Below are 26,767 nucleotides of genomic sequence, written 5' to 3'. Positions count from 1 at the left end.
GGGGAGGCTAGCCGAGCCGTACTACGAGGTCGACGGGATTTCCGCCCGCCCGGTCCCGGCCCGCTCGTCGGTGGACGGGGCCGCGTCGGCGGGGGCCTGACCGGCGGGTTCCGCCCGGTTCCCGGCGACGGTGGCGGCGCCGCCGGACGGCGCCGCCTTCCCCGGCAGCCGGCGCAGCAGCAGCCCGTACCCCAGCGCCGCCACCGTGCCGACGGCCGCGCAGCCGGCCCAGAGCACGTCGGGGCCGTAGCGGTCGATGACCGTGCCGCCGAGCAACGGGGCGGCCAGCGAGGCGACGGACCAGGACAGCGCGTACATGCCCTGGTAGCGACCGCGGCCGTGGAGCGGCGACAGGCGGATCACCAGCCCCATCTGGGTGGGCGAGTTGATGATCTCGCCGAGGGTCCAGACCGCGACCGCGACCGCGTACAGGGCGACCGAGCCGGCCAGCGCCGTCATCCCGAAGCCGTAGCCGGCGAGCAGCGCCGAGCCGACGAGCAGCACGGCCGGGCTGCGGTGCTCGATGAAGCGGGTGACCGGGATCTGGAGCAGCACGATCAGCACCCCGTTCACCGCGATGACCAGCCCGAAGTCGGCGCTGGAGAAGCCGGCCCGGCCCATCGACACCGGCATCGAGACGTACGCCTGCTGGAACAGCAGCGCCAGCAGGAGGTTCAGCCCGACGACGGTCATGAAGCGGCCGTCGCGCAGCACGGTCAGCATCGAGACCCGCTCGGCGCCGGCGGCCGCCCCGCTGGACGCCGGGTCGTCCGCCGCCCCGCCCGCCTCCGGCCGGGACTCCGGCAGCTTGAAGAACACCACCAGCGCGCAGGCCAGCACCAGCGTGGCCTCGCCCAGGAAGAGGGCCAGATAGCCGTGTTCGGCGATGAGCCCGGCGGCGGTGGAGGAGAAGGCGAAGCCGAGGTTGATCGCCCAGTAGTTCAGGGAGAACGCGCGGACGCGGTCCTCGGGGGCGACGATGTCCGCCATCATCGCCTGCACGGCGGGGCGCGAGGCGTTGGTCGCCATGCCGACCAGGCCGGCCACCACCGCGATCGCCACCGGGTCGGTCATGAAGCCCAGCAGCGCCACCGACGCCGCCGTGGACACCTGCCCGATCAGCATCGTCGGCCGCCGCCCGAGCCGGTCGGTGAGCACCCCGGCGCCCACCGAGGAGACCACCCCGCCCAGCCCGTACAGCGCCCCGACCAGGCCCGCGTACGAGGCCGAGTAGCCGCGCTCCACGGTGAGGTAGAGGGCCAGGAACGTGGCGACGAACGCCCCCAGCCGATTGACCAGTGTGCTGGTCCAGAGCCACCAGAACTGCGGGGGCAGACCGGAGACGCTCTCCACGGCGGCCCGCCGTATCCGGGACGGGCCCCGCCCCCGGGACCCACTGATAGGCGCGGACATGACATTTCCCCCTTGGATGCCGGCCCGCACCCGCACGGGCGGGCAACCGCGATGGCCGGACGGCGTGCGACGACGTTCGATGCGGTAAGTGGCGAAAGCGCCAAGCGCACACTACAAACCGGCGGGTCGGCCAGCCACTCGATTGACGGGAAACGTCAAACGTCAACGACCCCGCCGACCCCGGATCCGCGCAGGTGACGGCCGCACGCGGGGACACCCTCGGCGTCGATTACGCTCGACGGCATGGCCACCGCACCGTACAAGCTGATCCTGCTCCGCCACGGCGAGAGCGAGTGGAACGCGAAGAACCTGTTCACCGGCTGGGTGGACGTCAACCTCAACGAGAAGGGCGAGAAGGAGGCGGTCCGCGGCGGAGAGCTGCTCAAGGAGGCCGGCCTGCTCCCCGACGTCGTCCACACCTCCCTCCAGAAGCGCGCGATCCGCACCGCGCAGCTGTCCCTGGAGGCCGCCGACCGCCACTGGATCCCGGTCCACCGCAGCTGGCGCCTGAACGAGCGGCACTACGGCGCGCTCCAGGGCAAGGACAAGGCGCAGACCCTGGCCGAGTTCGGCGAGGAGCAGTTCATGCTCTGGCGCCGTTCGTACGACACCCCGCCGCCCCCGCTGGCGGACGGCACCGAGTTCTCCCAGAGCGACGACGCGCGCTACGCGTCGATCCCGCCGGAGCTCCGCCCGAAGACGGAGTGCCTGAAGGACGTCGTCACCCGCATGCTCCCGTACTGGTACGACGGCATCGTCCCGGACCTGCTGGCCGGCCGCACGGTCCTCGTCGCCGCGCACGGCAACAGCCTGCGCGCCCTGGTCAAGCACCTCGACCAGATCTCCGACGCGGACATCGCCGGCCTGAACATCCCCACCGGCATCCCGCTCTCCTACGAGCTCGACGCCGACTTCCGCCCGCTCACCCCCGGCGGCACCTACCTCGACCCGGAGGCCGCCAAGGCCGCCATCGAGGCCGTGAAGAACCAGGGCAAGAAGAAGTAAGCCCGCACGCACAAGCCCCCTGCCTGCGGTTTCGCCGCAGGCAGGGGGCTTGCTTCCGTGCTCCGGTGGCAGCCGCTCGTCAGCAGCTGCCGCCGCACTGGCATGGGCCGCCGGACTGGCAGCCGCAGCTGCAGCCCGGTCCGCAGCTGCATCCGCTCAGGAGCGGGAGCAGCGGCCGGCCGGCGGCCGGCGGCTCGTTCGGGGACGCGGGGATGGGGGAGTCCGCCATGAGTGCCATGTATTCGCCTCCTAGGGGTCACCTGGTGCTTATTGCAAGCCCGGGTGCATAGGCGCGTCAACGGCGCGTGGGCGCACGTTACGCGCCCTCCACCGCCGTCGACGAGGCGATCTCGTCGGCGTGTTCGCCGGTCACGAGGTAGACGACCCGCTTGGCCACGGACACCGCGTGGTCCGCGAAACGCTCGTAATAGCGGCCCAGCAGGGTCACGTCCACGGCCGTCTCGATGCCGTGCTTCCAGCGGTCGTCCATCAGGTGCTGGAAGAGCGTGCGGTGGAGCAGGTCCATCGCGTCGTCGTCCTGCTCCAGTTGGAGCGCGAGGTCGACGTCCTTGGTGATGATGACCTCGCCGGCCTTGGCCATCAGGCGCTGCGCCAGCTGACCCATCTCCAGGATGGTGGCGTGCAGATCGCGCGGCACCGCCCGCTCCGGGAAGCGCAGCCGGGCCAGCTTGGCGACGTGCTGGGCCAGGTCGCCGGAGCGCTCCAGGTCGGCGCTCATCCGGAGCGAGGTGACGACGATCCGCAGGTCGGTGGCGACCGGCTGCTGGCGGGCGAGCAGGGCGATGGCCCGCGCCTCCAGGTCGCGGTGGAGGTCGTCGACCTTCTCGTCGGCGGCGATGACGTTCTCGGCCAGCTTCAGGTCCGCGTCGAGTATCGCCGTGGTGGCGCGCCCGATCGCGGAGCCGACGAGCCGGGCCATCTCGACCAGGCCCTCGCTGATCGAGTCCAGCTCCTCGTGGTACGCGTCCCGCATCAGTGACCTTCTCTCGCTTCGAGGATTCCGAGTGCTCCCGGGGGATTCCGGGGGGCGTTGCGTGGTGATGAATGGGAGGTGGCCGTGGCGCCTACGCTCCCACGGACCGGGCGCCGGGAGGTCCCCGCACCCTCAATGTGCGGCCGGATCGCGACGTGCGGGGCCACCGGGGGTGAACCACCGCCGACCTGAAGGTGAACTCTGGGAGTCGCCGCCGCAGCCGCGAGGGCGCCCGGCCGGCCCGGCCGTCGCGGTGGGTGAACCGTCACCGACGCCTCGGTGAACTCTGGGCGAAGGGTGGCCGAGCAGCATCTCCGACCGCTGGGGGAGTGTCGGAATCGGCACATACTCTGGATTCATGAACGTGGACGCGGCCGTCGCCGCGATGGCAGCGATCGCCGGGCTCTGCACCGGCGTCTTCGCCATGCTGGCGTTCCGCTGGAGTGAGCGGGATCAGGCCAAGCCCACCCGTACGTCCCTGCACACCGAGGCGGTCCTGCCGCCCGGTGTCGACACCGTCCTGTCGGTGCTGCGCTCCTCCGCCGTCGTCCTCGACGAGGCCGACACGGTGGTCAAGGCAAGCTCCGCCGCGTACGCCCTCGGGCTGGTCCGCGGCGGTCGGCTGGCCGTCGAACCGATGCTCCAGATGGCCCGCGACACCCGTCGCGACGGGGAGATACGCCAGGTGGAGCTGGACCTTCCGCGCCGCGGCACCGGCCGCGGGGACGCCCTCGCGGTCTCCGCCCGGGTCGCCCCGCTCGGCTCCCGGCTGGTCCTGCTGCTGGTCGAGGACCTGACGGAGGCCCGCCGCATCGAGGCGGTCCGCCGGGACTTCGTGGCCAACGTCAGTCATGAGCTCAAGACCCCCGTCGGCGCCCTCTCGCTCCTCTCCGAGGCCGTGATGGACGCCAGCGACGACCCGGAGGCGGTCACCCGCTTCGCCGGCCGGATGCAGAACGAGGCCACCCGCCTGACCAACCTCGTCCAGGAGCTCATCGACCTCTCCCGGGTGCAGAACGACGACCCGCTGGAGGACTCCGAGCCCGTGCCGGTCGACGAACTGGTCGCCGAGGCCGTCGACCGCTGCCGCCAGCAGGCCGGCACCAAGCAGATCACCATCGCCGCCGGCGGCACCGCCGACCTCACCGTCTGGGGGAACCGCGGTCAGCTCGCCGCCGCCCTGGGCAACCTCGTCGAGAACGCCGTCAACTACTCCCCGGCGCGCACCCGCGTCGGGATCGCCGGCCGCCGGGTCTCCGCACCCGGCGGCGACCTGATCGAGATCGCGGTGACCGACCAGGGCATCGGGATATCCGAAAAGGACCGGGACCGCATCTTCGAGCGGTTCTATCGCGTGGACCCGGCGCGCTCGCGCGCCACCGGCGGGACCGGCCTCGGCCTCGCCATCGTCAAACACGTGGCCGCCTCGCACGGCGGGGAGGTCACGGTGTGGAGCGCTGAGGGACAGGGCTCCACCTTCACCTTGCGTCTCCCGGAAGCCGGGGTCGTCCGCGACCGCGAACGGCCCTCGGACCTGACTGCGGAGGGCCTCGACGACGAGGACCGCCCGTACGAGACCTTCAACGATCCGCTCCCAGCTCACCCAGCCCCGGAGGTCCTTCCGTGACCCGAGTGCTTGTCGTCGAGGACGAGGAATCGTTCAGCGACGCACTGTCGTACATGCTTCGCAAGGAGGGCTTCGAGGTCGCCGTGGCGGCCACCGGCCCCGACGGCCTGGACGAGTTCGAGCGCAACGGCGCCGACCTCGTCCTGCTGGACCTGATGCTGCCGGGGCTGCCCGGCACCGAGGTCTGCCGCCAGCTGCGCGGCCGCTCCAACGTCCCCGTCATCATGGTGACCGCCAAGGACAGCGAGATCGACAAGGTCGTCGGTCTCGAAATAGGGGCCGACGACTACGTCACCAAGCCCTTCTCCTCCCGGGAACTGGTCGCCCGGATCCGCGCCGTGCTCCGCCGCCGCGGCGAGCCGGAGGAGGTCGCCCCGCAGGCCCTGGAGGCCGGCCCGGTCCGGATGGACGTGGACCGCCACGTCGTCACGGTTTCCGGCGGCAAGGTGGACCTGCCGCTCAAGGAGTTCGACCTGCTGGAGATGCTGCTGCGCAACGCCGGCCGGGTGCTGACCCGGATGCAGCTGATCGACCGCGTCTGGGGTGCCGACTACGTGGGCGACACCAAGACCCTCGACGTCCACGTGAAGCGGCTGCGCGCCAAGATCGAGCCCGACCCGGGCGCCCCGCGCTATCTGGTGACGGTCCGCGGCCTGGGCTACAAGTTCGAGCCGTAGGCCGCCGCCCGCGAGCGATGTGCGTGAAGGGGCGCCCCTCCCGACCGGAGGGGCGCCCCTTCACCTGTTGCTGCGGGCCTCAGTGGCCGGCGTGCGCCGACTCCGAGGGCGAGGCGGAGGTCGACGGGGAGGCCGACCCCGAGGGCTTGCCGCTCGCGGAGGTGGACGGCTGCGGCGTCACCGACGGGCCGTAGTTCTCGAAGATGTTCTTCGCCGGGACGACGAAGGCGTTCAGCGTCACCTTGCCGGTCGAGCTGAAGGTGAAGGTCAGCGGCTGGGCGTTGCCGTCCTGGACGGCCTCCCGGCCGCTCGCCAGGACGGCGCTGGGGTTGCCCTGGCCGCCGATCACGACGGAGCCGCCGGCCGGCACGTTGATCTTGGCGGACGACAGCTTGGCGGACTGGCCGGTGCCGTCGACCGAGATCCCGGTCAGCTGCTGGTCCTTGTCGCCGGAGTTGAACAGCGTCGCGGTGATCGCGGCCGGCCCCTTGGCGGTGGGGTCGGGCTGGGTGACGACGTTGGCGTTCTGGACCTTGATCGTGCCGACGCTGGTCTCGGCGTTGTCCGGCTTGACCCCCAGCGTCTGGGCGTCGTTCCCGGCGGCGCACGCGGAGAGAGTGGCGATCGAGAGCGAGAGGACGGTGGCGGCGAGGACGCCGCGTCGAAGGCTGCGGCTCACGGCGGCGGCATCTCCTTGACGAGCTACGGCGGCCGAACGTTCGTGCCCGGTCGCGGATGGACGGCTGTGGACGGACTCGCGTACGCGTCATGGCGACGCGTACGTAAAGCCGCCCTAAGGGTTGGTCAGCGCCGCTAGGTTACCGAGCCGTCCTCGCGGTGCCGCACCCGACCCGCCCCCTGCGCGATCACGCACCTGCCGCCCGGCCCGGCCGACCCGCGACGGGGGTGGCGGCCGGACGGTCCGGACGTCCCCCGGACGGGATTTCCGGAAGTCGATCTCGGGCGGATCTCGGTGCCGATCTCCGGAGAACCGGGAGGCATATTCCGGCACGCGGCCGTTCGAGTGGCGGCCGTGGTGTTTCCCCCGGTGAAAAGCGGTATTCACAAGGAATGCACATGCCGCCCGAAATTGATCACACACCGGCGTGCGGGAGTGTTGATCAATTCCGGGAAACGCACCCGACTCGTCACCAAGCGTCCGAACGGAGTAGCGGAACTCGCTCATGCGGATCGGTGCAAATCAGGACGTACAACTCATTGATCACCGGGTTTCCGGTGCGCCACGGGTGGCATTCCGGGCGCCCGTGAAGCCCCTCCCACCTGCGAATACCTGTACCGAGTGCCCCCTCGCAGCACGTTCCGGGCGCTGTTGTCAAGCCCCGAGATATGCCCTGACCTGCGAAAACGCCATTCAGAACGGCCCGTTCCCGTGTTAGCATGGATAGCCACGGAAGGGGTACCTGTCACATGACGTTCAAGGTTGGCGACACCGTGGTCTATCCCCATCACGGGGCCGCGCTGATCGAGGCCATCGAAACTCGCCAGATCAAAGGCGTGGACAAGACCTACTTGGTGCTGAAGGTCGCGCAGGGCGACTTGACTGTTCGTGTGCCAGCGGACAACGCGGAGTTCGTCGGCGTACGCGACGTGGTTGGTCAGGACGGGCTGGACCGGGTCTTCGAGGTGCTGCGTGCACCGTATGCCGAAGAGCCGACGAACTGGTCCCGTCGCTACAAGGCAAATCTTGAGAAGCTCGCTTCCGGCGACGTGATCAAGGTCGCCGAGGTCGTTCGTGACCTGTGGCGGCGCGAGCGTGAGCGCGGACTTTCCGCCGGTGAGAAGAGGATGCTCGCCAAGGCCCGCCAGATCCTGGTGAGCGAGCTGGCCCTCGCGGAGAACACCAACGAAGACAAGGCCGAGGCCCTGCTGGACGAGGTCCTCGCGTCCTGACGACGCGCACGCTGACTGCGGCGCAGCGCTGTGGTGACGCAGTGGTGTGACGATGCGGCGGTGTGACGACGCAGCAGCAACGTAGCAATGCCGCGGTGCCCGAGTGACGACCTTCCTCCGGAAACGGAGGGTCTGTTGCCGGGCGCTGCGGCATATCTGCGGACGGTGCGTGGGAAGGCCGGAGGCCGAGCCGGCGGCGGCTTCCTCGGGGAAGCCTGCCGGGCCCCATGGTGGCGTGCCGGGCTCGGGCTGATGCCCCGACCGATGTCACGGAAGGGTTCCGGTCAAGGCGTAACGCCCGGCACTCCCAGGCCATACCCACCTCGCCCGAGGAAACAAACCTGTCTGCCCCAATTCCGGGCCGAGCCCGGACTCCGGAGCCATCGATGTCAGATCCTTCCCGCCCGGTCCGTACCGCGGCGGTCATCCCCGCAGCCGGCCTCGGCGTCCGGCTCGGTCCCGGCGCCCCCAAGGCCCTGCGCACCCTCGGCGGCACCCCGATGCTGGTCCACGCGGTCCGCGCGATGGCCGCCTCGCGCGCCGTCACGCACATCGTCGTGGTCGCCCCGCAGGACGACCCCGAAGGGGTCCGCCGCCTGCTCGACGCCCATCCGCTCGCCGACCGCACCGGGCTGACCGTGGTCCCCGGCGGGACGACCCGCCAGGAATCCGTCCGGCGCGGGCTGGCCGCGCTGCCGGACGGCATCGACGTGGTCCTGGTCCACGACGCGGCCCGCCCGCTGGTGCCGGTCGAGACCGTGGACGCGGTGATCGCGGCGGTCCGCGACGGCGCCCCGGCCGTCGTCCCCGCGCTGCCGCTGGCCGACACCGTCAAGCAGGTCGAACCGCGCCCCCAGGGCACCCCGGAGCCGGTGGTCGGCACCCCGGAGCGGTCGCTGCTGCGCGCCGTGCAGACCCCGCAGGGCTTCGACCTGCCGACGCTGCTGGCGGCGCACGAGATCGTCGTGGAGGGCGAGGGCGCCACCGACGACGCCGGGCTGGTGGAGCGGCTCGGGAAGCCGGTGGTGCTCGTCCCGGGCCACGAGGAAGCGTTCAAGGTGACCCGGCCGCTGGACCTCGTCCTGGCCGAGGCCGTACTCGCCCGCAGGAGGGCCACCGATGGCTATGTCTGATCCGTCCGGGACCGTTCCCGCGCCGCCCGCCGTGCCCGGCATCCCGCTCGTCGGGGTCGGCACCGACGTGCACGCCTTCGAGCGGGGCCGCGAGCTGTGGTGCGCCGGACTCCTCTGGGACGCCGCGGAGAGCGACGGCTACGGCCTGGCCGGGCACAGCGACGGCGACGTGGCCGCGCACGCCGCGTGCGACGCGCTGTTCTCCGCGGCCGGCGTCGGCGACCTCGGCGCGCACTTCGGCACCTCCCGCCCGGAGTGGTCCGGTGCCTCCGGGGTGACGCTGCTGGCCGAGGCGGCACGGATCGTCCGGGCCGAGGGTTTCGCCATCGGCAATGTCGCGGTGCAGGTCATCGGCGTCCGCCCGAAGATCGGCAAGCGCCGGGACGAGGCGCAGCGGGCGCTGTCGGCGGCGGTCGGGGCGCCGGTCTCGGTCTCCGGCACCACGACCGACGGGCTGGGGCTGACCGGTCGTGCCGAGGGGCTGGCCGCGATCGCGACCGCCCTGGTGGTGCGCACCGGCTGAGGCCGCCGGGCGGGCCGGGTCGGGCTGCGCCGATCGGGCCCACTGCGTCGGAATGCCCGGCGCTGGAGGGGGCGTTGGGCCGGAATCCGGGTACGGGTGTTCCTCGGAAGCCAACGGTTCGTACGGGAAGGAACCTCGTGTCTGCAACGCTCTCCGACAGTCTCAAGAAGCTGCTCGACTCCCCGGTCTTCGTCATGGTGGGGACGATCCAGCCGGACGGCAGCCCCCAGCTCTCCCCGGTCTGGGTCAAGCGGGACGGCGACGACCTGCTGATCTCCACGACCGTCGGGCGCCGCAAGGAGAAGAACCTCCGCCGCGACCCGCGGGTCTCGGTCGTCGTCCAGCCCTTCGACGCGCCCTATACGTACGCCGAGATCCGCGGTGAGGCGACGCTCAGCACCGAGGGCGGGCAGCAGTTGATCGACGAGCTGTCGCGGAAGTACACGGGCAAGGCGTACGCGGAGTTCAACGCGGACGCGGTCAACGACGCGGAGCGGGTCGTGGTCCGCATCACCCCGCGGAAGGTGGTCGGCGGCGTCTGAGGCGTCGCCCGGAAGCACTCCGTCCGGAAAATCCGGCGAATCGGACGGCTTCGGCGATCTGTGCCCTGTGCTCGAGAGGGCACAGGGCACTGCCGCGTTCCGACTACCCTGGTCCCGTGACGATTCGCCTGTACGACACCAGCGCCCGGCAGATTCGCGATTTCACCCCGCTCCGGCCGGGCTGTGTCTCGATCTACCTCTGTGGCGCGACCGTGCAGGCCGCGCCGCATATCGGACATATCCGCTCCGGACTCAACTTCGACATCATGCGCCGCTGGTTCGCCCACCGCGGCTACGACGTGACGTTCGTCCGCAACGTCACGGACATCGACGACAAGATCATCCAGAAGTCGGTCGAGCAGGGCCGCCCGTGGTGGTCGATCGGCTACGAGAACGAGGTCGCCTTCAACACGGCCTACGACGCCCTCGGCTGCCTGCGCCCCACCTACGAGCCGCGCGCCACCGGCCACATCCCCGAGATGATCGAGATGATGCGCGGCCTGATCGAGCGCGGTCACGCCTACGCCGCCGACGGCAACGTCTACTTCGACGTGAAGTCCTTCCCGGGGTATCTCCAGCTCTCCAACCAGGAGTTGGCCAACCTCCTCCAGCCGTCCGGCGAGGGTGAGACCGGCAAGCGGGACCCGCGCGACTTCGCCATGTGGAAGGCGGCCAAGGAGGGCGAGCCCAGCTGGGACACCCCCTGGGGCCGCGGCCGGCCGGGCTGGCACCTGGAGTGCTCGGCGATGGCCCACAAGTACCTGGGCACGGTCTTCGACATCCACGGCGGCGGCGTCGACCTGGTCTTCCCGCACCACGAGAACGAGATCGCGCAGGCCAAGGCGTACGGGGACGACTTCGCCCGGTACTGGTCGCACAACGCCTGGGTGACCATGAGCGGCGAGAAGATGTCCAAGTCGCTGGGCAACTCCGTGCTGGTCTCGGAGATGGTCAAGCGCTGGCGGCCGATCGTGCTGCGCTACTACCTCGGCACCCCGCACTACCGCTCGATGATCGAGTACAGCGAGGAGGCGCTGCGCGAGGCCGAGTCGGCGTTCGCCCGGATCGAGGGCTTCGTCCAGCGCGTCGTGGAAATGGCCGGGAAGGCCGTCGAGCCCGCGGCCGAGGTGCCGCCGGCGTTCGCCGAGGCGATGGACGACGACCTGGGTGTCCCGCAGGCGCTGGCGATCGTGCACACCACCGTCCGGCAGGGCAACTCCGCGCTGACCGCCGACGACAAGGAGTCCGCGGTGGCCCGGCTGGCCGAGCTGCGCGCCATGCTCGGGGTGCTCGGCCTGGACCCGCTCGACGAGCGCTGGTCGAGCGGCGGCGCGGACCGCGGCGAGGACCTGCACGGGGTCGTGGACTCGCTCGTCCGGCTCGTCCTGGAGCAGCGGCAGGGCGCCCGCGCCCGCAAGGACTACGCCACCGCCGACGCCATCCGCGACCAGCTCCAGCAGTCCGGTCTGACCATCGAGGACACCCCCTCCGGCCCGCGCTGGTCGCTGTCCTGAGCCCGGCCCCGGGGTGCCCCGGGGACCGTCCGTACCCCCGGCCACCAGCCGGATTCGCCCTTCCCGGTGGCTGCGGGCGACACTCAATCCATACGTACGTACCCACTCCACGTCGCGAGACGTCGAGAGCAGTGAAGAAACAGGTGACCCATGGCCGGCAACAGCCAGCGCAGGAACCGCCGCACGTCGAACAAGAAGGGCGCTCAGGTCGGCAGTGGCGGTAAGCGGCGCCGGTCTCTTGAGGGCAAGGGGCCGACCCCGCCCGCGTCCGCGCGCAAGGGGCACGTCAAGAACCGCATCGCCAACGCCAAGAGCAAGCAGGCCGAGAGCCGCCGGCCGGCGCCGCGGCGCGGCGGCGCCAAGGGCACCGCGGAGCTGGTCGTGGGCCGCAACCCGGTCGTCGAGGCGCTGCGCGAGGGCGTGCCCGCGACCACCCTGTACGTGCAGCAGTTCATCGACAACGACGAGCGGGTGCGCGAGGCCCTCCAGCTCGCCAACGAGCTCGGGCTGAACCTCCTGGAGGCGCCGCGCGCCGAGCTGGACCGGATGACGAACGGCCTCAACCACCAGGGCCTGGTCGCGCAGATCCCGCCGTACGAGTACGCGCACCCCGAGGACCTGTCCGCGGCCGCCTTCGACGACGGTGAGGACCCGCTGATCGTCGCGCTGGACGGCGTGACCGACCCGCGCAACCTGGGCGCCGTCGTCCGCTCCGTCTCCGCCTTCGGCGGCCACGGCGTGGTCGTGCCCGAGCGCCGGGCGGCCGGGATGACCGCGGGCGCCTGGAAGACCTCGGCGGGCACCGCGGCCCGTACGCCGGTGGCCCGGGCCACCAACCTGACCCGGGCCCTGGAGTCGTACCAGAAGGCCGGGCTGACGGTGGTCGGCCTGGCCGCGGACGGCGATGTGGAGCTGCAGGACCTGGAGGTCCTGGACGGCCCGGTCGTCATCGTCGTCGGCAGCGAGGGCAAGGGCCTGTCGCGGCTCGTCGGCGAGACCTGCGACCTGCGCGTGCGGATCCCGATGCCGGGTGGCGCGGAGTCGCTGAACGCCGGTGTCGCCGCCGGTGTGGTCCTGTGGGAGGCGGCCCGCCGCCGCGGCTGAGGCGGCCGCCGCCGGGTGCTTCCGGCGGTGCCCCGGACCGGGCGGGCCGCACCGCCGCCCGGTCCGGGGCACAGCGTGACGCTCCGTACGTCTCTGCCGTATCACGTGATCTTTTGACGGGTCTCGGACAGATCGGGCCGGTCAAGGCAGTGTCTTAACCGCGGGTCACTCGGTTAGATGAGCGTGGACACCAGAACACCCCGCACGCCTACGGGGGGACGCTCGTCGTCGAGCTTCGACGACGAGCCGGTCCTGAGCTCGGTCAAGGTGCCGTGCGATCCCGCGCAGGTCATCGTCAACCACGCCAGCTTCCGCGTACAGCTCGCCGCTCCCGTGGTCGCCGGCCGCCTGGCAGAGACCACGCGCGTCCCCGCCCTCCGGGGATCGCCGCCCAGACGCCGCACGCCCGTGGTCTGGAGCGGTCGCACCGAACCGGGCGGTACCGCCGGCGCCACCACCCAGCTCCTGCACGCGGTGCGCGACGCCAGCGTCGGCCTGGACCGCGGACCGGCCGAGGACGTCGGCACGACCCAGGTCCTGCCCCGGGTCCGGCTCGGTGGCTCCCCCGCCCCCACCGTCGTCGGCCCGCGCGGTCCCGCCGACGGCGAGGACACCCTGCCGCGCGGCACCCGCGCCGTCGCCGCCCGGTTGCCCGGCCAGCGGTACGACGACGAGGACGGCCGCGACGACGAGCGCTTCGAGATGCGCGACAGCTACGACACCGGGGTCCGGCGGCGCGGCGGCGACAGCGTCCGGCACGCCTACTACCCCGGCCGCCGGATGAACCTCGGCGTGGTGCTGCTCCCGCTGCGGATCTTCCTCGGGCTGATCTCGGTCTACGCCGGCATGGGCAAGCTCTGCGACCCCGTCTACTTCGACGGCGGCCAGCGCGGCTCGATGGTCACCTGGCTGCTCTCCCTCCACCCCTGGGAACTGGCCGTGCCGCTGCGGGACTTCGCGGTCGCGCACCCGGTCGGCGCCGGGCTGACGGTGGCCTTCCTCCAGGTCGTGGTGGGCGTGCTGACCATCTGCGGACTGTGGCAGCGGGTCGCCGCCTCGTTCGGCGCGCTGCTCTCCGCGGCGCTGCTGATGACCGTCAGCTGGCGCACCCTGCCCGCCTACGACGCCCCCGACATCATCTACCTCGCCGCCTGGAGCCCGCTGATCATCGCCGGCGCCCCCGTCTACTCCATGGACGCCCGGCTGGCCGGTGAGGCATGGCGGCGGCTGGGCCCGCGCGTCGAGGTCGGTGCGCTGCGCCGCCGGGTGCTGCGCCGCGGCGCCGTGATGACCGCGGTGGTGGCCGGGCTGACCCTGCTCATCGGCTCCCTGCTGGGCGGCGCCGTACGGACCGCGCGGGTGCCGACCGTGCCGCGGCCCGGCGAGCCCGCCATCAACAACCTCCCCGGCTCGCCCCTGCCCCGCCCCGGCCACCACGCCGCCCGCCCCGGCCACCGCATCCCCGGCCACCCCGGCGCGCCCTCCACGAGCGCCTCCCACAAGGCCCACAAGCCGGGCACGCCGTCGGCCTCGGCCCCCGGCAGCCCGTCGGCGGGCGGCCACACGGGCAGCTCGGCCCACCGGCCCGGCGCGACCAGCAGCGCCCCGCAGCTGTCCGGCCCGAGCCGCACCCCCGGCCGCACCCAGTCGCCGGCCGGCTCCGGCGGCACCGGCGGCGGCACGAGCGGCAGCTCCAGCAGCGGCGCCCCCGGAGGCGACTCCGGCCGCGGCAGCACCCTCGGCGGCCTGCTGGGCTGACCCACCCGGGCCCACGCCGCCCCGCTCCTCCACCACCGCCCGCACCACTGGTCCCCGATCGCTCCGTCCCCCTTCACGGCCTCAGGCCGGGGGCGAGTGGTCGGGGATCAGTGGTGCGGGCCGCTTCTCGTTGCGGGGGAGCGGGCGGAGGGGTGGGGAGTGCGTCGCCGACGGCGGCTCAACGGCCGTGTGCGGCCATTTCCTCGGCGGCCTCGGTGAGGTCCTTGGCGGTGTCGATGGCGCGCCAGTAGGAGCCCTGGGGGAGCGGATAGCCGGCCAGCCGGCGTTCCCGGGCGAGGCGCGGGAAGGTGGTGCGCTCGTGGTCGCCCCGGGCGGGCAGCAGCTCGGCGAAGGTCGCGGCGAAGACGTAGACGCCCGCGTTGATCAGATACGGGGAGGGCGGGGCCTCGATGAAATCCAGGACGTGCCCGAAGGCGTCGGTTTCGACGGCGCCCCAGGGGATGCGCGGGCGGGCGAGCGCCAGAGTGGCCGCGGCGTCGCGCTCGTCGTGGAAGGCGGCCATCTCGCGGAGCGGGAAACGGGTCCAGATGTCGCCGTTGGTGGCGTACCAGGGCTCGTCCGGGCGGGGCAGGGAGCCGGCGGCGTACTTCAGGCCGCCGCCGCGACCCAGCGGCTTGGTCTCGACAACGGTCGTGACGCGCAAGGGGAGTTGGGCCTGGTCCAGCCAGTCCTGGAGGACCTCGGCGAGGTGCCCGCAGGAGATGACGACGTCGGTGACGCCCTCCTCGGCCAGCCAGTTCAGCTGATGGCCGATGATCGGGGTTCCGGTACCGGGAATCTCGACCATCGGCTTGGGGCGGTCGTCGGTATACGGGCGAAGACGGGAGCCCTGGCCGCCGGCCAGGACCACGGCCTGCGTGGGGTGGAAATGCGGGGCACCTGTCATGTTTCGCACCCTATGCGGTGCGAGCGGCGGTCACTGGGCGGCGGCCACACCGGAGGCGAAGGAGGTGTCACAGACCGGCCGGGAGAACGCCTGGGCGCGGTGCGCGGCACCGTACTTGGCGACCGCGGCACGGCCGAGGGCACGGGCGATGGAGGCGCAGTGCTTGGCCAGCGAGGGCCGGGCGGTGGTGGCCTCCTGGAGGTGCGTCAGGGCGACGCCGGGGTCCTTCTCCTGGAGTTCGACGAGGAGACGGTCCCGGAGCACGTCCTGGGCGGCGCGGGGGCCGGCCTTGGTGGAGACCTTGCCGGAGGACGCGGCGAGCACCTGCGACTCGGTGGTCTTCGATGCCCACGGGACGCGGGTGACCGCGAGGGTCCCGGAGAGCACGAGGACGACGGGCAGGACGAGGGCGAGAGTTCGGCCGATACGGCGGGCTGCGGAGTTCACGGTCGTGATGGTAGCGAGGGGTGATGATTTGGCGACATTTGGTCACCTTATCGGGGGACGGAATGGCTCGTCGGTGCGGTTGTTGGGTTGACGGACTGATGCGAAAAGCCGCTTCCGGGCGGGCTTCGCGGGGTGCGGCGAGGGCGCCCGTCGTCCCGTTCCCGGGCTTGGGAGCGCTGGTCTTCCGCGGTCCGGACGCGCCGCGGCGGCGGTGCGGGGACGCGCAGTACCCCACACCGCCGCCGCGGTAAACCGGATGGGTCGGGGGCGGGCGGATCAGGCCGGAGCGGGACGGAGGCACGCCCCCGCCGCCCGGCTCCGCCCGTCGGCCGGCCGGTCAGTCGGTGAGCCGCTCGCCCGTCGAGGTGGAGAAGACGTGCGTCTCGCCCGGCTGCGGCACGACGTGCAGCTGGGTCCCCTTGGCCGGTACCTGGCGGCCGTTGACCCGGACGACCAGGTCCTTGACCGTCCCGCCGACCTCGGCCGTCCCGTAGACGTAGCCGTCGGCGCCCAGCTCCTCGACGACGTTGACCGTCACCGCCAGGCCGGCCGGGGCGTCCGTGGCCTCCTTGGACAGCGACGTGGCGGCCGCGCCGTTCTGCTCGACGATGTCGAAGTGCTCCGGCCGGATGCCTACCGTCACGGTGCGCTCGCCCTCGGCGCCGGCGAGCGCCTCCCGGCTGACCGGCACCACGCTGTTGCCGAACTTCACCCCGCCGTCGGTGATCGGCACCTCGATGAGGTTCATGGCGGGCGAGCCGATGAAGCCCGCGACGAAGAGGTTGGCCGGGCGGTCGTACATGTTGCGCGGCGAGTCGACCTGCTGGAGCAGCCCGTCCTTGAGGACCGCGACCCGGTCGCCCATGGTCATGGCCTCGACCTGGTCGTGGGTGACGTAGACGGTGGTGATGCCGAGGCGGCGCTGGAGCCCGGCGATCTGCGTACGGGTCTGCACCCGCAGCTTGGCGTCCAGGTTGGACAGCGGCTCGTCCATGAGGAACACCTGGGGCTCGCGGACGATGGCGCGGCCCATCGCGACCCGCTGGCGCTGGCCGCCCGAGAGCGCCTTCGGCTTGCGCCCCAGGTACTCCGTCAGGTCCAGGATCTTCGCCGCGTCCTCGACCTTCTGCCGGATCTCGGCCTTCGGCACGCCGGCGATCTTGAGCGCGAAGCCCATGTTGTCGGCGACCGTCATGTGCGGGTAAAGCGCGTAGTTCTGGAACACCATGGCGATGTCCCGGTCCTTGGGAGGCAGGTGGGTGACGTCGCGGTCGCCGATGCGGATCGCGCCCTCGTCGACGTCCTCCAGCCCCGCGAGCATCCGCAACGAGGTGGACTTGCCGCATCCGGAGGGCCCGACGAGCACGAGGAACTCGCCGTCCTCGATGGTGATGTCGAGCTTGTCGACGGCGGGCTTGTCGGAGCCCGGGTAGATCCGGGTTGCCTGGTCGTAGGTGACCGTTGCCATGGTGTGTCCCTTCACCGGCAGGAACGTGCCGGACGATCCGAGTAAAGGAGAGCGCGCCCCGTGGAGGAGTGCGCGCGGCCCACCCCCGGGGGCCACCACGCGAAGTGGTGTAGTCCACAGCGGCAAGCCGCTGGTGACGCTACCTGCGCCGGGGCCGGGTGTCAGTAGGTCCGCGGTCACGAAATGCGGTCGGTCGGCGGGGTGCGGGACGAGGGGCCGGGGCGCGGCGGCGCGGCCGTCCGGCAGGACCGGCTCGTCGCGGCGCGACGCCCGGGCGGGCCCGAGCGAGGTGGGCGGCGCGAGCGGTGTCCGGGTGATGCCTGCACAAGGCGACCCCGAATAAGGCAACCGGCACCGGGTGCGCCTGGGTACACTTCTTCCGGTACGCCTCCTTAGCTCAGCTGGTCAGAGCGCCGCTCTTGTAAAGCGAAGGTCGTCGGTTCGAATCCGACAGGGGGCTCTGGGAAGCCCAGGTCGCAGCGATGCTGACCTGGGCTTTTTCTTGTCGGTGGGGTGGGCGTCCCGGGGTGTGGGAAGTCGGTTCGGGCGGGCGCCAGTTGGGGTGAGGGGTGGGCGGAAGCGGGGGGTGTGTCCCTGCGTAGCCTTGTTGTGCGGTTGGTCGCTTTGGGGTGAGGGAGTGGGGAACGGTGTTCATGGACCTGGGGCCCTTGGAGGTCGTGGTTCTCTCCGTGGTGGGGCTCTTGCTGTACTTCCTGCCCGCTTTCGTGGCGTTCCGGCGGGGCAGTGAGAGCCGGCGGTTGGTGCTGCTCGTCAATGTGCTGTTCGGGGCGACGCTGGTCGGCTGGGGTGTGGCGTTGTTCCTGGCGACGCGGAGGCCGGGGCCGCGAGAGCAGACGGCATGACCTGCCGGTCCGGGACGAGGTGCTGGTCCGGACTGAGGTGTTGGCCCGGGCCGGCCTGTTGATCTGTTGGCCTTGTCGAGATCGCCGGGGGCGGCGGGCGGGGCGGCGTAGATTCGCGGCATGGTGACTTCGATGACGCGGGACGCGTACGAGCAGCGGATGGCGCGGGCCGGGCAGGCCGCGGCGGCGGCCGGGCTGGCCGGGGTGATCGTGACGCCGGGGCCGGACCTGGTGTGGCTGTGCGGGTACCAGCCGCCGGCCGTGACCGAGCGGCTGACGGCGCTGCTGATCGAGCCGGGGCGGGCCGGGCAGCTGCTGGTGCCCGTACTGGAGCGGCCGGACGCGGAGCGCGCCGTGGGGGCCGGGGCGCTGGAGGTGGCGGGGTGGTCCGACGGGGCGGACCCCTATGCCGAGCTGGCCAAGTGGCTGGCGCCGCAGGGGCGTTACGGGGTGTCGGACGGGATGTGGGCGCTGCATCTGCTCGGGTTGCAGCGCACGCTCCCCGGGGGCGGTTACGCGGCGCTGACGGAGGCGCTGCCGATGCTGCGGGCCGTGAAGGACGCGTACGAGGTGGAGCGGCTGGCGGCGGCGGGGGCGGCCGCGGACGCGACGTACCAGGACATCCTGGGGGTGCGGTTCGCCGGGCGGCGGGAGCGCGACGTGGCGGCGGATCTGGCGCGGCTGCTGACCGAGCACGGGCACAGCCAGGTGGACTTCACGGTCGTCGGGTCGGGGCCCAACGGGGCCAATCCGCACCACGAGGCGGGGGAGCGGGTCATCGAGGACGGCGACATGGTCGTGCTCGACTTCGGCGGGTTGAAGGACGGCTACGGGTCGGACACCACGCGGACCGTGCACGTCGGGGAGCCGAGTGCCGAGGAGCGGACGGTGCACGAGATCGTGCGGGAGGCCCAGCAGGCGGCGTTCGAGGCGGTGCGGCCCGGCGTCGCGTGTCAGGAGATCGACCGGGTGGCCCGGCGGGTGATCAAGGCGGCGGGCTACGGCGAGTACTTCATCCATCGGACCGGGCACGGCATCGGGGTCACCACCCATGAGCCGCCGTACATGGTGGAGGGCGAGCATCTGCCGCTGGTACCGGGGATGTGCTTCTCCATCGAGCCGGGGATCTATCTGCCGGGGCGGTTCGGGGTGCGGATCGAGGACATCGTGGCGTGCACGGAGACCGGCGGGCGGCGGCTGAACGTGACGGGGAGGGAGTTGGCGGTGGTGAGGTAGGCCGCCGCGCGGGGCGGGGGCGGGGTGGGGCCCGCGCTGGTGGCGGGCCCTGGCACCTCGACGGCGGCCGGGCCGGGGGCCGCGGGGCGAGCCGGCCTTACGGCACCAGGACGACCTTGCCCATCGTGCCGCGGGACTCCAGGGCGCGGTGCGCGGCCGCGGCCTCGGCGAGGGGGAAGCGGTGGACGGTGGGGACGAGCCGGCCGGCGGCGGCTTCGGCCAGGGCGGCGGTCTCCAGGGTGCGGATCGGGTTGATGCCGCCGACCCGGGCCAGCATCGGGGGGCCGAGGACGGTTTCGGAGGTGATGCCGCGTTCGGCGCGTTCGGCGTCCGTGAAGTGCAGCGGGCCGCCAGTGAGAGGGCCGCCGGAGGACCAGCCGAAGACCAGGTGGCGGCCGCCGCGGGCGAGGAGGTCCACGGCGGCGCGGCCTTCGGCGCCGCCCACCGAGTCGAAGACGAGGGTGGCCCCGGTGGCGCCGCGCTCGTCGAGGAAGCGGCGGGTGAGGGCCGGCCAGTCGGCCTCGGTGTAATCGAGGGCGAGGTCGGCGCCCAGCTCGCGGACGTGGGCCACCTTGGCGGGGCCGCCGGCCAGGCCGATGACGGTCGCGCCGACGTTCCTGGCGTACTGGACGAGCAGCGAGCCGATGCCGCCGGCGGCCGCCGGGACGAGCGCGATGTCGTCGGGGGCGAGGTCGGCGAAGAGCAGGATGCCCATGGTGGTGCGGCCGGTGCCGATCATGGCGACGGCCTGGGCCGGATCCAGCCCCTCGGGGATGGCGTGCAGCCGGTCGGTGCTGGTCACGGCCAGTTCGGCGTAGCCGCCCGGGGCCATGCCGAGGTGGGCGACGACGGGTCGGCCGAGCCAGCCGGGATCGGTGCCCTCGCCGATGGCGTCGACGGTGCCGGCCACCTCCCGGCCGGGCACGGTCGGCAGGTCGGGCAGCGGCGCGGGGCCGCCTTCCAGGCCCTCGCGGAGGGCGGTGTCCAGGAGGTGGACGCCCGCCGCGGCCACCGCGATACGGACCTCGCCCGGACCCGGGGCGGGGTCGTCGAGGGTCTCGTGGACGAGGTTTTCCGCGGGGCCGAAGGTGTGCAGCCGTATTGCGCGCATGGCGGAGTCGTTTCCTTTGGAGGAGGGCGGCGGGGCGGGCGCCGGTGAAGGGCGACCGCCCCGCCGCGGGGGATGGTCGACTGCCGCCACTCTGGTACCTCAAGCTGAGTTGAGGTCAATACCTGGTGCAGGCGGTGGAGTTGGGGCGAGGAGCGACTCCTGGGGTTCGTGGGTGTTGGGGGTGTCGTGGGTGCTGTCGCGCCGCGGGTGTCGTCGCGTTGTGGGTGGGATGGCGCCGTGGGTGTCCTGGAGGCGGTGGATCAGCGCGTGCGGTCGAGAGGGGCGGGGGCCGGGCGGCGGGGGGTGGTCTGCAGCGCGAGCGAGACCGCTTCCAGGGCGCTGGTGAAGGACACCTCGCACAGCACGCCGGGAGCCGCGACCTGGTCGCCGGCCAGATAGACCCCGTCGCCGCGGTCGATCGCCGGGCGGTCGCGCCAGGTGGTGCCCGGCAGGTCCACCGCTCCCGTACGGCCGGTGGACAGTGCGGTGCGGCGCCAGGTGGTGCGCTCGCGCCAGTGCGGGAAACCGGCGTCCAGGAGGCGTTCGGCGCGGGCTACGCCGTCGGCGCGGGTCTCGTCCGGGCCGATGCCGACCTGGCCCTGGAGGAGCTGTTCGCCGCGGGGCGCGAGGCCCGGGTCCTGGCTGGTGAACCGCTCGATCCAGCCGGGGAAGTCGAGCCCGGACAGCGCGAACGGATCGCCGCGCCGGGTCCGGACGGCGAGGTCGAGCAGCACCGTCCGCGCACCGGTCCAGCTGAGGCGGTCGTCGCGGAGGAGGGCGCGTGCGGAGTCGAGGTGGGTGGCGACGATGACCGGGGCGCCCTCCGGGAGGGCATCGACGCGGGCCCCCGTCTCGATGCGTACGCCCAGGTCGCGGGCGTGGTGCGCCATCCGCTCGATGAGCGTGCCCCAGCCGCCGGCGAGGTAGTGGGCCTCCGGCGGCAGGCTGGTGGTGCGGCGCAGGCGTTCCTGGACGAAGGCGGCGGAGAGGCTGCCGGGGTCGTGGTGGAAGGTGGCGACGCCGACGTAGTGCGCCGCGGCGCGGACGGTGCTCTCGCCGGCGTGGGTGCGCGCCCAGGTGAGGAAGTCCTGGTCGACGGGGGCGTCGCGGTGGCCGCGCAGCCCGAGCATGCCGAGCGGGGGCAGCCGGTGCAGGGTGCCGCGGTGGAAGAAGCGCAGCCGGGCGGCTTCCCGGAGGGGCAGCGGGGCGAGCGGCTTGAGCAGGCCGCGCTGCCGGAGCCAGGGCCAGTGCGGGCCGCGGTGGTAGAGGGCGTGCGGGCCGTCGTTGGTGAGGTAGGGGCCGTCGGCGGTGCGGGCGCGGCCGCCGAGTGTGCGGTGGGCCTCGTAGAGGGTGACGGTGGCGCCGGCCTCGGCGGCGGAGATGGCCGCGGTGAGGCCGGCGAAACCGCCTCCGATGACGGTGAGCGGGCGGCGGTTCATGGCAGTTCCTCCGGTCGTGGGTGGGGCGAGGGGCGGCGTCCGCCGGTGGGCGGGCGCTCGCTGAGGGGACGGACGGAGGTGCCACGGATGTGACATGCCGACGCACCGGAGAGGGTTTTCGCAGGTCAGCAGGGGTTTCAGGGGGATTGTCAGTGGGGTGGTTCAGGATGGGGGTGGATGTGGAGCGGTCCGCGGAGCGCGGGCGGCCGAGCCGGTCCGCGGCACGGGGACGGGACCGGGGCGGGCCGGGACGGATGGGAGGCGGTGAGCGCATGGCAGGGCGCGGCAAGGAGACGGTGGTGCGGCCGGTGCGGCGGCCCGAGGTGCGGTTGCCGGAGCTGCGGGCGTACGACGGCGGGGAGCTGGAGCCCGAGGGCGACTACGACGGCCTGGAGTTCACCGAGGTGGACTTCGCGGGGCAGTCGGCGCGGGGCGCCCGGTTCATGGACTGCGCGCTGCGGCGGTGCGCGCTGGACGAGGCGGTGCTGAGCCGGGGGCGGCTCATCGACTGTGTGCTGAGCGGGGTGCGCGGGGTGGGCACGGACCTGTCGCAGGCGTCGTTGCGCGACGTGGAGGTGGTGGACGCCCGGCTCGGCGGGATACAGCTCCACGGTGCGGTGCTGGAGCGGGTGGTGGTGCGCGGCGGCAAGATCGACTTCGCCAATCTGCGCAAGGCCAGGCTGCGGGACGTCGCGTTCGAGGGGTGCGTGCTGGTCGAGGCGGACTTCGGGGGCGCGCAGCTGGAGCGGGTGTCCTTCGAGGACTGCACCCTGACGCGGGTGGATTTCTCGGCGGCGCGGATGACGGACGTCGATCTGCGCGGGGCGGTCGGGCTGGACGTCGCGCGGGGCATCGACTCGCTGGGCGGCGCCGTGATCAGCATCGCTCAACTGATGGATCTGGCACCGGCGTTCGCGGCCCAGGTGGGCGTGCGGGTGGAGTGAGCCGGAGGATGCGGACGGGGGCGGGGGTGGATCAGATGCGGGGGAAGCGGGCCTGGAGTGCCCAGACGGCGGCGTTGTCGGCCAGGCCCTCGTGCATATCGGCGAGGTCGGCGATCAGGTCGTGCAGGAAGTCGCGGGCCTCGCGGCGCAGCGCGGCGTGATTGAAGGTGAGGGGGGCTTCCTCGACCGGCATCCAGTCGGCGGCGACGTCGACCCAGCCGAAGCGCCGCTCGAAGAGCATCCGGTCGGTGGATTCGGTGAAGTCCAGCTCGGCGTGGATCGGGCGGGCGGAGCGGCTGCCACGGGGGTCGGTGTCGAGCTGCTCGACGATGTCGCACAGCGCCCAGGCGAAGTCGAGCACCGGCACCCATCCCCAGGCCGTGGACAGCTCGCGGTCGGTCTCGGTGTCCGCGATGTAGACATCGCCGCAGAAGAGGTCGTGCCGCAGGGCGCGCACGTCCGCGGTCCGGTAGTCGGTCTGCGGAGGGTCCGGAAAGCGGCGGGAGAGGGAATAGCCGAGGTCGATCACCTCTTGATGGTGTCACGCGCGCTCGCGCGCCGGCGCGGCGGAGGGTCCGGACGACCGGCCCACGCGACCGGCGGCGCGCCGGCGCAACGGCGGACGGGTGGAGGGTGGGGCAATGATCATGTCTGGTTCCTTGGTGCGGCGTTCGGGGGTCGCGCTGGTGGCGGCGGCCGCGCTGGTGGCGCTGCCGGCCTTGCCGGCGCTGCCGGACGGGACGGGAGCGCCGGGCGCGGCGTACGCGGCAGGTCGGGCGGGCGCCGCGGGCCGCGGTGGTGCCGCGCAGGCCGGGGAGCACTGGCGCGGTGGCTGGGCCGCCGCGCCGCAGCGGCCGACCGAGGTGTTCGGGAAGAACTGGTCCGGGGAGGGCTTCGCGCGGCAGACCGTCCGCCAGGTCGTCCGGGTCGGCGCGGGCGGCGCACAGGCCCGGATCAGGCTGTCGAACCGCTACGGCACGGCGCCGCTGAAGGTCGCCGGGGCGACCCTCGCGCGGGCCGACCAGGGCGCCTCGGTGCGGGCCGGCTCGGTGCGACAACTGACCTTCGGGCACGGGAAGTCGGCGACGATACCGGCCGGCGGCGAACTGCTCAGCGACGGGGTGGGCCTGCGGGTGCGCGCCCTGGAGTCGGTCACCGTCACGCTGTATTTCGACGCGCCGACCGGTCCGGCCACCCTCCACGCGCTGGCCGGCGCCACCAGCTACCGCGCGGCCGGTGACCACCGGTCCGATGTGGGCGCCGCGGCGTTCACCGAGACCTCGCAGTCCTGGTACTACCTCTCGGGCGTCGAGTTCGCCGGCGGCGGGCCCGCCCGGCGGGACGGCATCGTCGCCTTCGGGGACTCCATCACGGACGGGTACGGCTCCACCTTCGGCACCAACCGCCGCTATCCGGACGCCCTGGCCGACCGGTTCGCCGCCGTGGGACGCCCGCGCGGCGTCCTCAACGAGGGCATCGCCGGCAATCAACTGGTCAACACCACCGCGGACTTCGGTGAGAAGGCGACGGCCCGCTTCGCCGAGGACGCGCTCAACGGGCCGGACGTGGGCACCGTCATCCTGCTGGAGGGCATCAACGACATCGGGATGAGCGAGGTGGCGGTCGGGTCGGGCGGACCGACCCCCGAGGTGTCGGTCCGGCAACTGATCGACGCGCAGAGGGAGTTGATACGCCAGTCGCACCGCCGGGGCGTCAAGGTGATCGGCGCGACGCTGACGCCGTTCAAGGGGGCGGCGTATTACACCGAGCGCGGCGAGATCAAGCGCGAGGCGCTCAACCGCTGGATACGCACCTCCGGTGCGTTCGACGGGGTGGTCGACCTGGACCGGGCGCTGTCCGACCCCGCCGACCGGGGGCGGATGGCCGCCGCGTACGACCAGGGGGACCATCTGCACCCGAACGACGCCGGGTACCGCGCGATGGCCCGGGCGATCGACCTCGACGCGGTCTGAGGCGGGACGGGCGGCACTCGCGGGCGGGGCGCGGCGGTGCTCACGGACGGGGGCGGGCGACGCACCGCTCGGTGTGCCGTTCCCTGGCCCGCCGCCCCGGCCCGCGCGCCGCACCCGCACCCGGTCCCGTGCCGCGCGCCCGCGCCTCCCCTACGGCAGGGTGAGGATGCGCGGCCCCTGGTCCGTCACCGCGACGGTGTGCTCGAAGTGGGCCGCCCGGCTGCCGTCGAGGGTGCGCAGGGTCCAGCCGTCGGCGTCGGCGGCGTAGTGGTTGCTGCCGCCGGCCAGGAACATCGGCTCGATGGCGATGACCAGGCCGTGCCGGAGCACGAGGCCGCGGCCCGGCCGGCCGTCGTTGGGGACCGGCGGGTCCTCGTGCATCGCCCGCCCGATGCCGTGGCCGCCGAAGTCCTCGGGGATGCCGTAGCCGGCCGCGCGGCCGATGCTGCCGATGGCGTGCGCGACGTCGCCGATCCGGGCGCCGACGACAGCCGCCGCGATGCCCGCCTCCAGGGCCCGCCGGGTGGTCTCCATCAGCCGGCGGTCCTCGGGGCGCTCGGTGCCGACCGTGAAGCTGAGGGCCGCGTCCCCGGCCCAGCCGTCGACCATCGCGCCGCAGTCGATGCTGACCAGGTCGCCGTCGCGCAGCCGGTAGCCGTTCGGGATGCCGTGCACGATCGCGTCGTTGACGGACGCGCAGATCACCGCGGGGAAGGGGGTGGGGGCGAAGGAGGGGCGGTAGCCGAGGAACGGCGAGGTGGCGCCGGCCTCGTGCAGCACCGTGCGGGCCACCTCGTCCAGTTCGGTCAGCCGCGTCCCGGGGGCGGCCGCGGCCCGGGCCGCGGCCAGCGCGTCCGCGACCACCCGGCCGGCCACCCGCATCGCGTCCAGCGACGCGTCGCTCTTGATCTCCACCATCGGTACGCCCTCCCTTTCCGTCACCCGGGCGCTGCGCCCGGACGGCGTTCCGTCCCCGGGGGCGGAACCGTGCGCTCTGCCCCCCGGGCCGGTATTTGTTTACCGGTATTTATTTACCGGTATTAGTATCACGGGCATGGTGCGAACTCCATTGACCCCCTGGGAGCGCGAACGCGGTGAGCGGCTGGGCACGCTGCTGCGCGTGGCGCGCGGCGAGCGCAGCATGGTCGAGGTCGCCGCGGCGGCCGGGCTGTCCGCGGAGACGCTGCGGAAGATCGAGACCGGCCGGGCGCCGACACCGGCGTTCTTCACGGTCGCCGCGCTCGCCGGGACGCTCGGACTGTCGCTGGACGAGGTGGCCGTGCTGGCCACGCCGGCGGAACCGCCCCCCGGGACCGCCGACGACACCGGACGCGGCAGCGCGGCGGCCTAGGGCCTGTCGCGTCCAGGGCTCTCCCAGGGGCCGGTGCGAACGCCGAGGGCCGGCCCCCTCTCGGGAGCCGGCCCTCGGTGCCGGAGGTCTCCGGCGGTGGCGTGCCGCGGTGCGGCCGCGCCTCGGCGGTGTCGTGTCTCAGACGTTGACGCCGAAGTCCTGCGCGATGCCGCGCAGGCCGGACGCGTAACCCTGGCCCACGGCGCGGAACTTCCACTCCGCGCCGTTGCGGTACAGCTCGCCGAAGACCATGGCGGTCTCGGTGGCGGCGTCCTCGCTCAGGTCGTAGCGCGCGATCTCGGCGCCGCCGGCCTGGTTGATGATGCGGATGAAGGCGTTCCGCACCTGGCCGAAGTTCTGGCCGCGGTTCTCGGCGTCGTAGATGGAGACCGGGAAGACGATCTTGTCGATCTCGGCCGGCAGCGCGCCGAGGTTGACGTTGATCGACTCGTCGTCGCCCTCGCCCTGGCCGGTGGTGTTGTCGCCGGTGTGGACGATGGTCTGGTCCGGCGTCGACTTGTTGTTGAAGAAGATGAAGTGCTGGTCGGAGTGGACCTTGCCGGTCGCGTTGACCGCGATGGCGCTGGCGTCGAGGTCGAAGTCCGTGCCCGTGGTCGTGCGGACGTCCCAGCCGAGGCCGACCGTGACGGCGGACAGGCCCGGTGCCTCCTTGGTGAGCGAGACGTTGCCGCCCTTGGACAGGCTTACAGCCATGGGAAGTCCCTTTCCTCGTCGAGTCGCGCCGACCTGGGGCCGGTGATGCCGCTGCTGCGGGTGGTGATGCCGCGGCGGACCCGCCCGGGAGCGGGGCCGCCGTCACCCACCTC

Annotated in this window: 26 protein-coding genes and 1 tRNA gene; 16 read left to right on the top strand and 11 right to left on the bottom strand. The window is 72.8% G+C overall.

The genetic code is table 11. From position 1 onward, the window contains the following. Positions 1 to 21: 21 nt before the first annotated feature. Positions 22 to 1,413 (bottom strand): MDR family MFS transporter, encoded by a 1,392-nt coding sequence (locus tag MOV08_RS18265; protein ID WP_275308130.1) that lies wholly within the window; start codon positions 1,411 to 1,413, stop codon positions 22 to 24. Positions 1,414 to 1,656: 243 nt separating this feature from the next. Between MOV08_RS18265 and MOV08_RS18260 the strand changes: the two genes are divergently transcribed. Beyond that, positions 1,657 to 2,418, top strand: a complete 762-nt coding sequence (locus MOV08_RS18260; RefSeq protein ID WP_039633913.1) for a phosphoglyceromutase — start codon at positions 1,657 to 1,659, stop codon at positions 2,416 to 2,418. A gap of 316 nt (positions 2,419 to 2,734) precedes the next feature. Here MOV08_RS18260 and phoU read toward each other — a convergent pair whose 3' ends face one another. Beyond that, positions 2,735 to 3,412: a phosphate signaling complex protein PhoU gene (gene phoU, locus MOV08_RS18255; RefSeq protein ID WP_275308128.1), complete on the bottom strand. Its 678-nt coding sequence runs from the start codon at positions 3,410 to 3,412 to the stop codon at positions 2,735 to 2,737. A 358-nt stretch (positions 3,413 to 3,770) separates the two neighbouring features. Between phoU and phoR the strand changes: the two genes are divergently transcribed. Continuing rightward, positions 3,771 to 5,039 (top strand): two-component system sensor histidine kinase PhoR, encoded by a 1,269-nt coding sequence (gene phoR, locus MOV08_RS18250; protein ID WP_039633910.1) that lies wholly within the window; start codon positions 3,771 to 3,773, stop codon positions 5,037 to 5,039. A gap of 5 nt (positions 5,040 to 5,044) precedes the next feature. Continuing rightward, positions 5,045 to 5,716, top strand: a complete 672-nt coding sequence (gene phoP / locus MOV08_RS18245; RefSeq protein WP_466869767.1) for a two-component system response regulator PhoP — start codon at positions 5,045 to 5,047, stop codon at positions 5,714 to 5,716. Positions 5,717 to 5,795: 79 nt separating this feature from the next. Here phoP and MOV08_RS18240 read toward each other — a convergent pair whose 3' ends face one another. Beyond that, on the bottom strand, positions 5,796 to 6,395 hold the full coding sequence (locus MOV08_RS18240; protein ID WP_275308126.1) for a copper chaperone PCu(A)C domain-containing protein: 600 nt from the start codon (positions 6,393 to 6,395) through the stop codon (positions 5,796 to 5,798). 749 nt (positions 6,396 to 7,144) lie between these two features. Between MOV08_RS18240 and MOV08_RS18235 the strand changes: the two genes are divergently transcribed. The 7 genes from MOV08_RS18235 (at position 7,145) to MOV08_RS18205 (ending at position 14,201) form a co-directional block, all read left to right on the top strand. Further along, the gene (locus MOV08_RS18235) at positions 7,145 to 7,627 is read left to right on the top strand and encodes a CarD family transcriptional regulator (protein ID WP_003953493.1); all 483 of its coding nucleotides are present in this window, start codon (positions 7,145 to 7,147) and stop codon (positions 7,625 to 7,627) included. Positions 7,628 to 8,013: 386 nt separating this feature from the next. After that, the gene (ispD, locus tag MOV08_RS18230; RefSeq protein ID WP_039633882.1) at positions 8,014 to 8,760 is read left to right on the top strand and encodes a 2-C-methyl-D-erythritol 4-phosphate cytidylyltransferase; all 747 of its coding nucleotides are present in this window, start codon (positions 8,014 to 8,016) and stop codon (positions 8,758 to 8,760) included. After that, complete coding sequence (ispF, locus tag MOV08_RS18225) at positions 8,747 to 9,283, top strand: 2-C-methyl-D-erythritol 2,4-cyclodiphosphate synthase (protein ID WP_372516352.1); 537 nt, start codon at positions 8,747 to 8,749, stop codon at positions 9,281 to 9,283. The genes ispD and ispF overlap by 14 nt, the downstream gene beginning before the upstream one ends. Before the next feature lie 137 nt (positions 9,284 to 9,420). After that, positions 9,421 to 9,825: a PPOX class F420-dependent oxidoreductase gene (locus MOV08_RS18220; RefSeq protein ID WP_275308125.1), complete on the top strand. Its 405-nt coding sequence runs from the start codon at positions 9,421 to 9,423 to the stop codon at positions 9,823 to 9,825. A gap of 116 nt (positions 9,826 to 9,941) precedes the next feature. Then, entirely contained in the window at positions 9,942 to 11,339 is a 1,398-nt protein-coding gene (cysS, locus tag MOV08_RS18215) for a cysteine--tRNA ligase (protein ID WP_039633875.1), read from the top strand. A 150-nt stretch (positions 11,340 to 11,489) separates the two neighbouring features. Beyond that, positions 11,490 to 12,443, top strand: coding sequence for a 23S rRNA (guanosine(2251)-2'-O)-methyltransferase RlmB (rlmB, locus tag MOV08_RS18210; RefSeq protein ID WP_039633873.1), 954 nt, complete (start codon positions 11,490 to 11,492; stop codon positions 12,441 to 12,443). A 177-nt stretch (positions 12,444 to 12,620) separates the two neighbouring features. Next, entirely contained in the window at positions 12,621 to 14,201 is a 1,581-nt protein-coding gene (locus tag MOV08_RS18205; protein ID WP_203232559.1) for a DoxX family protein, read from the top strand. A gap of 178 nt (positions 14,202 to 14,379) precedes the next feature. Here MOV08_RS18205 and MOV08_RS18200 read toward each other — a convergent pair whose 3' ends face one another. The 3 genes from MOV08_RS18200 to MOV08_RS18190 all read right to left on the bottom strand — a co-directional run bounded on the left by MOV08_RS18200 (position 14,380) and on the right by MOV08_RS18190 (position 17,023). Beyond that, positions 14,380 to 15,108, bottom strand: a complete 729-nt coding sequence (locus MOV08_RS18200; RefSeq protein WP_275308124.1) for a nucleotidyltransferase family protein — start codon at positions 15,106 to 15,108, stop codon at positions 14,380 to 14,382. Between the two features lie 30 nt (positions 15,109 to 15,138). Continuing rightward, a complete protein-coding gene (locus MOV08_RS18195; protein ID WP_039633868.1) occupies positions 15,139 to 15,555 on the bottom strand; it encodes a hypothetical protein in 417 nt (138 codons plus the stop codon). A 337-nt stretch (positions 15,556 to 15,892) separates the two neighbouring features. Then, positions 15,893 to 17,023 carry an ABC transporter ATP-binding protein gene (locus tag MOV08_RS18190; RefSeq protein ID WP_275308122.1) on the bottom strand — a complete coding sequence of 377 codons (1,131 nt, stop codon included), beginning with the start codon at positions 17,021 to 17,023 and terminating at the stop codon, positions 15,893 to 15,895. 386 nt (positions 17,024 to 17,409) lie between these two features. Between MOV08_RS18190 and MOV08_RS18185 the strand changes: the two genes are divergently transcribed. The 3 genes from MOV08_RS18185 (at position 17,410) to MOV08_RS18175 (ending at position 19,122) form a co-directional block, all read left to right on the top strand. Then, positions 17,410 to 17,483, top strand: a tRNA-Thr gene (locus tag MOV08_RS18185). A 193-nt stretch (positions 17,484 to 17,676) separates the two neighbouring features. Beyond that, complete coding sequence (locus MOV08_RS18180; RefSeq protein ID WP_275298659.1) at positions 17,677 to 17,886, top strand: superinfection immunity protein; 210 nt, start codon at positions 17,677 to 17,679, stop codon at positions 17,884 to 17,886. A 132-nt stretch (positions 17,887 to 18,018) separates the two neighbouring features. Then, entirely contained in the window at positions 18,019 to 19,122 is a 1,104-nt protein-coding gene (locus tag MOV08_RS18175) for an aminopeptidase P family protein (RefSeq protein WP_275311820.1), read from the top strand. 97 nt (positions 19,123 to 19,219) lie between these two features. Here the strand turns inward: MOV08_RS18175 and MOV08_RS18170 are convergent, their stop codons facing one another. Further along, positions 19,220 to 20,233: a zinc-binding dehydrogenase gene (locus MOV08_RS18170; protein ID WP_275308121.1), complete on the bottom strand. Its 1,014-nt coding sequence runs from the start codon at positions 20,231 to 20,233 to the stop codon at positions 19,220 to 19,222. Positions 20,234 to 20,493: 260 nt separating this feature from the next. Beyond that, a complete protein-coding gene (locus tag MOV08_RS18165) occupies positions 20,494 to 21,672 on the bottom strand; it encodes an NAD(P)-binding protein (RefSeq protein WP_275308120.1) in 1,179 nt (392 codons plus the stop codon). A 272-nt stretch (positions 21,673 to 21,944) separates the two neighbouring features. On the opposite strand from MOV08_RS18165, the gene MOV08_RS18160 reads away from it, so the two are divergent. Then, positions 21,945 to 22,616: a pentapeptide repeat-containing protein gene (locus MOV08_RS18160; protein WP_239010078.1), complete on the top strand. Its 672-nt coding sequence runs from the start codon at positions 21,945 to 21,947 to the stop codon at positions 22,614 to 22,616. Positions 22,617 to 22,647: 31 nt separating this feature from the next. Here MOV08_RS18160 and MOV08_RS18155 read toward each other — a convergent pair whose 3' ends face one another. Further along, the gene (locus MOV08_RS18155; RefSeq protein ID WP_275308119.1) at positions 22,648 to 23,145 is read right to left on the bottom strand and encodes a hypothetical protein; all 498 of its coding nucleotides are present in this window, start codon (positions 23,143 to 23,145) and stop codon (positions 22,648 to 22,650) included. Between the two features lie 112 nt (positions 23,146 to 23,257). On the opposite strand from MOV08_RS18155, the gene MOV08_RS18150 reads away from it, so the two are divergent. Continuing rightward, the gene (locus tag MOV08_RS18150; protein WP_275308118.1) at positions 23,258 to 24,589 is read left to right on the top strand and encodes an SGNH/GDSL hydrolase family protein; all 1,332 of its coding nucleotides are present in this window, start codon (positions 23,258 to 23,260) and stop codon (positions 24,587 to 24,589) included. A 150-nt stretch (positions 24,590 to 24,739) separates the two neighbouring features. On the opposite strand, the gene map is transcribed toward MOV08_RS18150, so the two are convergent. Further along, positions 24,740 to 25,507, bottom strand: coding sequence for a type I methionyl aminopeptidase (gene map / locus MOV08_RS18145; protein ID WP_275308116.1), 768 nt, complete (start codon positions 25,505 to 25,507; stop codon positions 24,740 to 24,742). Between the two features lie 136 nt (positions 25,508 to 25,643). Between map and MOV08_RS18140 the strand changes: the two genes are divergently transcribed. Then, on the top strand, positions 25,644 to 25,940 hold the full coding sequence (locus MOV08_RS18140) for a helix-turn-helix domain-containing protein (RefSeq protein WP_275308114.1): 297 nt from the start codon (positions 25,644 to 25,646) through the stop codon (positions 25,938 to 25,940). A 138-nt stretch (positions 25,941 to 26,078) separates the two neighbouring features. Here the strand turns inward: MOV08_RS18140 and MOV08_RS18135 are convergent, their stop codons facing one another. Continuing rightward, positions 26,079 to 26,654: a TerD family protein gene (locus MOV08_RS18135; RefSeq protein ID WP_039633833.1), complete on the bottom strand. Its 576-nt coding sequence runs from the start codon at positions 26,652 to 26,654 to the stop codon at positions 26,079 to 26,081. Between the last annotated feature and the right edge of the window lie 113 nt (positions 26,655 to 26,767).

The sequence above is a fragment of the Streptomyces yunnanensis genome (assembly GCF_029011865.1).
Classification (GTDB): Bacteria; Actinomycetota; Actinomycetes; order Streptomycetales; family Streptomycetaceae; genus Streptomyces; species Streptomyces yunnanensis.
The sequence above is the reverse complement of the archived record's forward strand: the minus strand, read 5'-3'. Positions and strand labels throughout refer to the sequence as shown.

Bases quoted from the DNA above. Each gene is read 5' to 3' on its own strand.
- map (WP_275308116.1), bottom strand. From the start codon at position 25,507: ATGGTGGAGATCAAGAGCGACGCGTCGCTGGACGCGATGCGGGTGGCC.
- ispD (WP_039633882.1), top strand. From the start codon at position 8,014: ATGTCAGATCCTTCCCGCCCGGTCCGTACCGCGGCGGTCATCCCCGCA.
- MOV08_RS18265 (WP_275308130.1), bottom strand. From the start codon at position 1,413: ATGTCCGCGCCTATCAGTGGGTCCCGGGGGCGGGGCCCGTCCCGGATA.
- rlmB (WP_039633873.1), top strand. From the start codon at position 11,490: ATGGCCGGCAACAGCCAGCGCAGGAACCGCCGCACGTCGAACAAGAAG.
- MOV08_RS18190 (WP_275308122.1), bottom strand. From the start codon at position 17,023: ATGGCAACGGTCACCTACGACCAGGCAACCCGGATCTACCCGGGCTCC.
- ispF (WP_372516352.1), top strand. From the start codon at position 8,747: ATGGCTATGTCTGATCCGTCCGGGACCGTTCCCGCGCCGCCCGCCGTG.
- MOV08_RS18150 (WP_275308118.1), top strand. From the start codon at position 23,258: ATGATCATGTCTGGTTCCTTGGTGCGGCGTTCGGGGGTCGCGCTGGTG.
- MOV08_RS18165 (WP_275308120.1), bottom strand. From the start codon at position 21,672: ATGAACCGCCGCCCGCTCACCGTCATCGGAGGCGGTTTCGCCGGCCTC.
- MOV08_RS18135 (WP_039633833.1), bottom strand. From the start codon at position 26,654: ATGGCTGTAAGCCTGTCCAAGGGCGGCAACGTCTCGCTCACCAAGGAG.
- MOV08_RS18235 (WP_003953493.1), top strand. From the start codon at position 7,145: ATGACGTTCAAGGTTGGCGACACCGTGGTCTATCCCCATCACGGGGCC.
- phoU (WP_275308128.1), bottom strand. From the start codon at position 3,412: ATGCGGGACGCGTACCACGAGGAGCTGGACTCGATCAGCGAGGGCCTG.
- MOV08_RS18175 (WP_275311820.1), top strand. From the start codon at position 18,019: ATGACGCGGGACGCGTACGAGCAGCGGATGGCGCGGGCCGGGCAGGCC.
- MOV08_RS18180 (WP_275298659.1), top strand. From the start codon at position 17,677: ATGGACCTGGGGCCCTTGGAGGTCGTGGTTCTCTCCGTGGTGGGGCTC.
- MOV08_RS18205 (WP_203232559.1), top strand. From the start codon at position 12,621: ATGAGCGTGGACACCAGAACACCCCGCACGCCTACGGGGGGACGCTCG.
- MOV08_RS18140 (WP_275308114.1), top strand. From the start codon at position 25,644: ATGGTGCGAACTCCATTGACCCCCTGGGAGCGCGAACGCGGTGAGCGG.
- MOV08_RS18200 (WP_275308124.1), bottom strand. From the start codon at position 15,108: ATGACAGGTGCCCCGCATTTCCACCCCACGCAGGCCGTGGTCCTGGCC.
- phoR (WP_039633910.1), top strand. From the start codon at position 3,771: ATGAACGTGGACGCGGCCGTCGCCGCGATGGCAGCGATCGCCGGGCTC.
- MOV08_RS18170 (WP_275308121.1), bottom strand. From the start codon at position 20,233: ATGCGCGCAATACGGCTGCACACCTTCGGCCCCGCGGAAAACCTCGTC.
- MOV08_RS18260 (WP_039633913.1), top strand. From the start codon at position 1,657: ATGGCCACCGCACCGTACAAGCTGATCCTGCTCCGCCACGGCGAGAGC.
- MOV08_RS18160 (WP_239010078.1), top strand. From the start codon at position 21,945: ATGGCAGGGCGCGGCAAGGAGACGGTGGTGCGGCCGGTGCGGCGGCCC.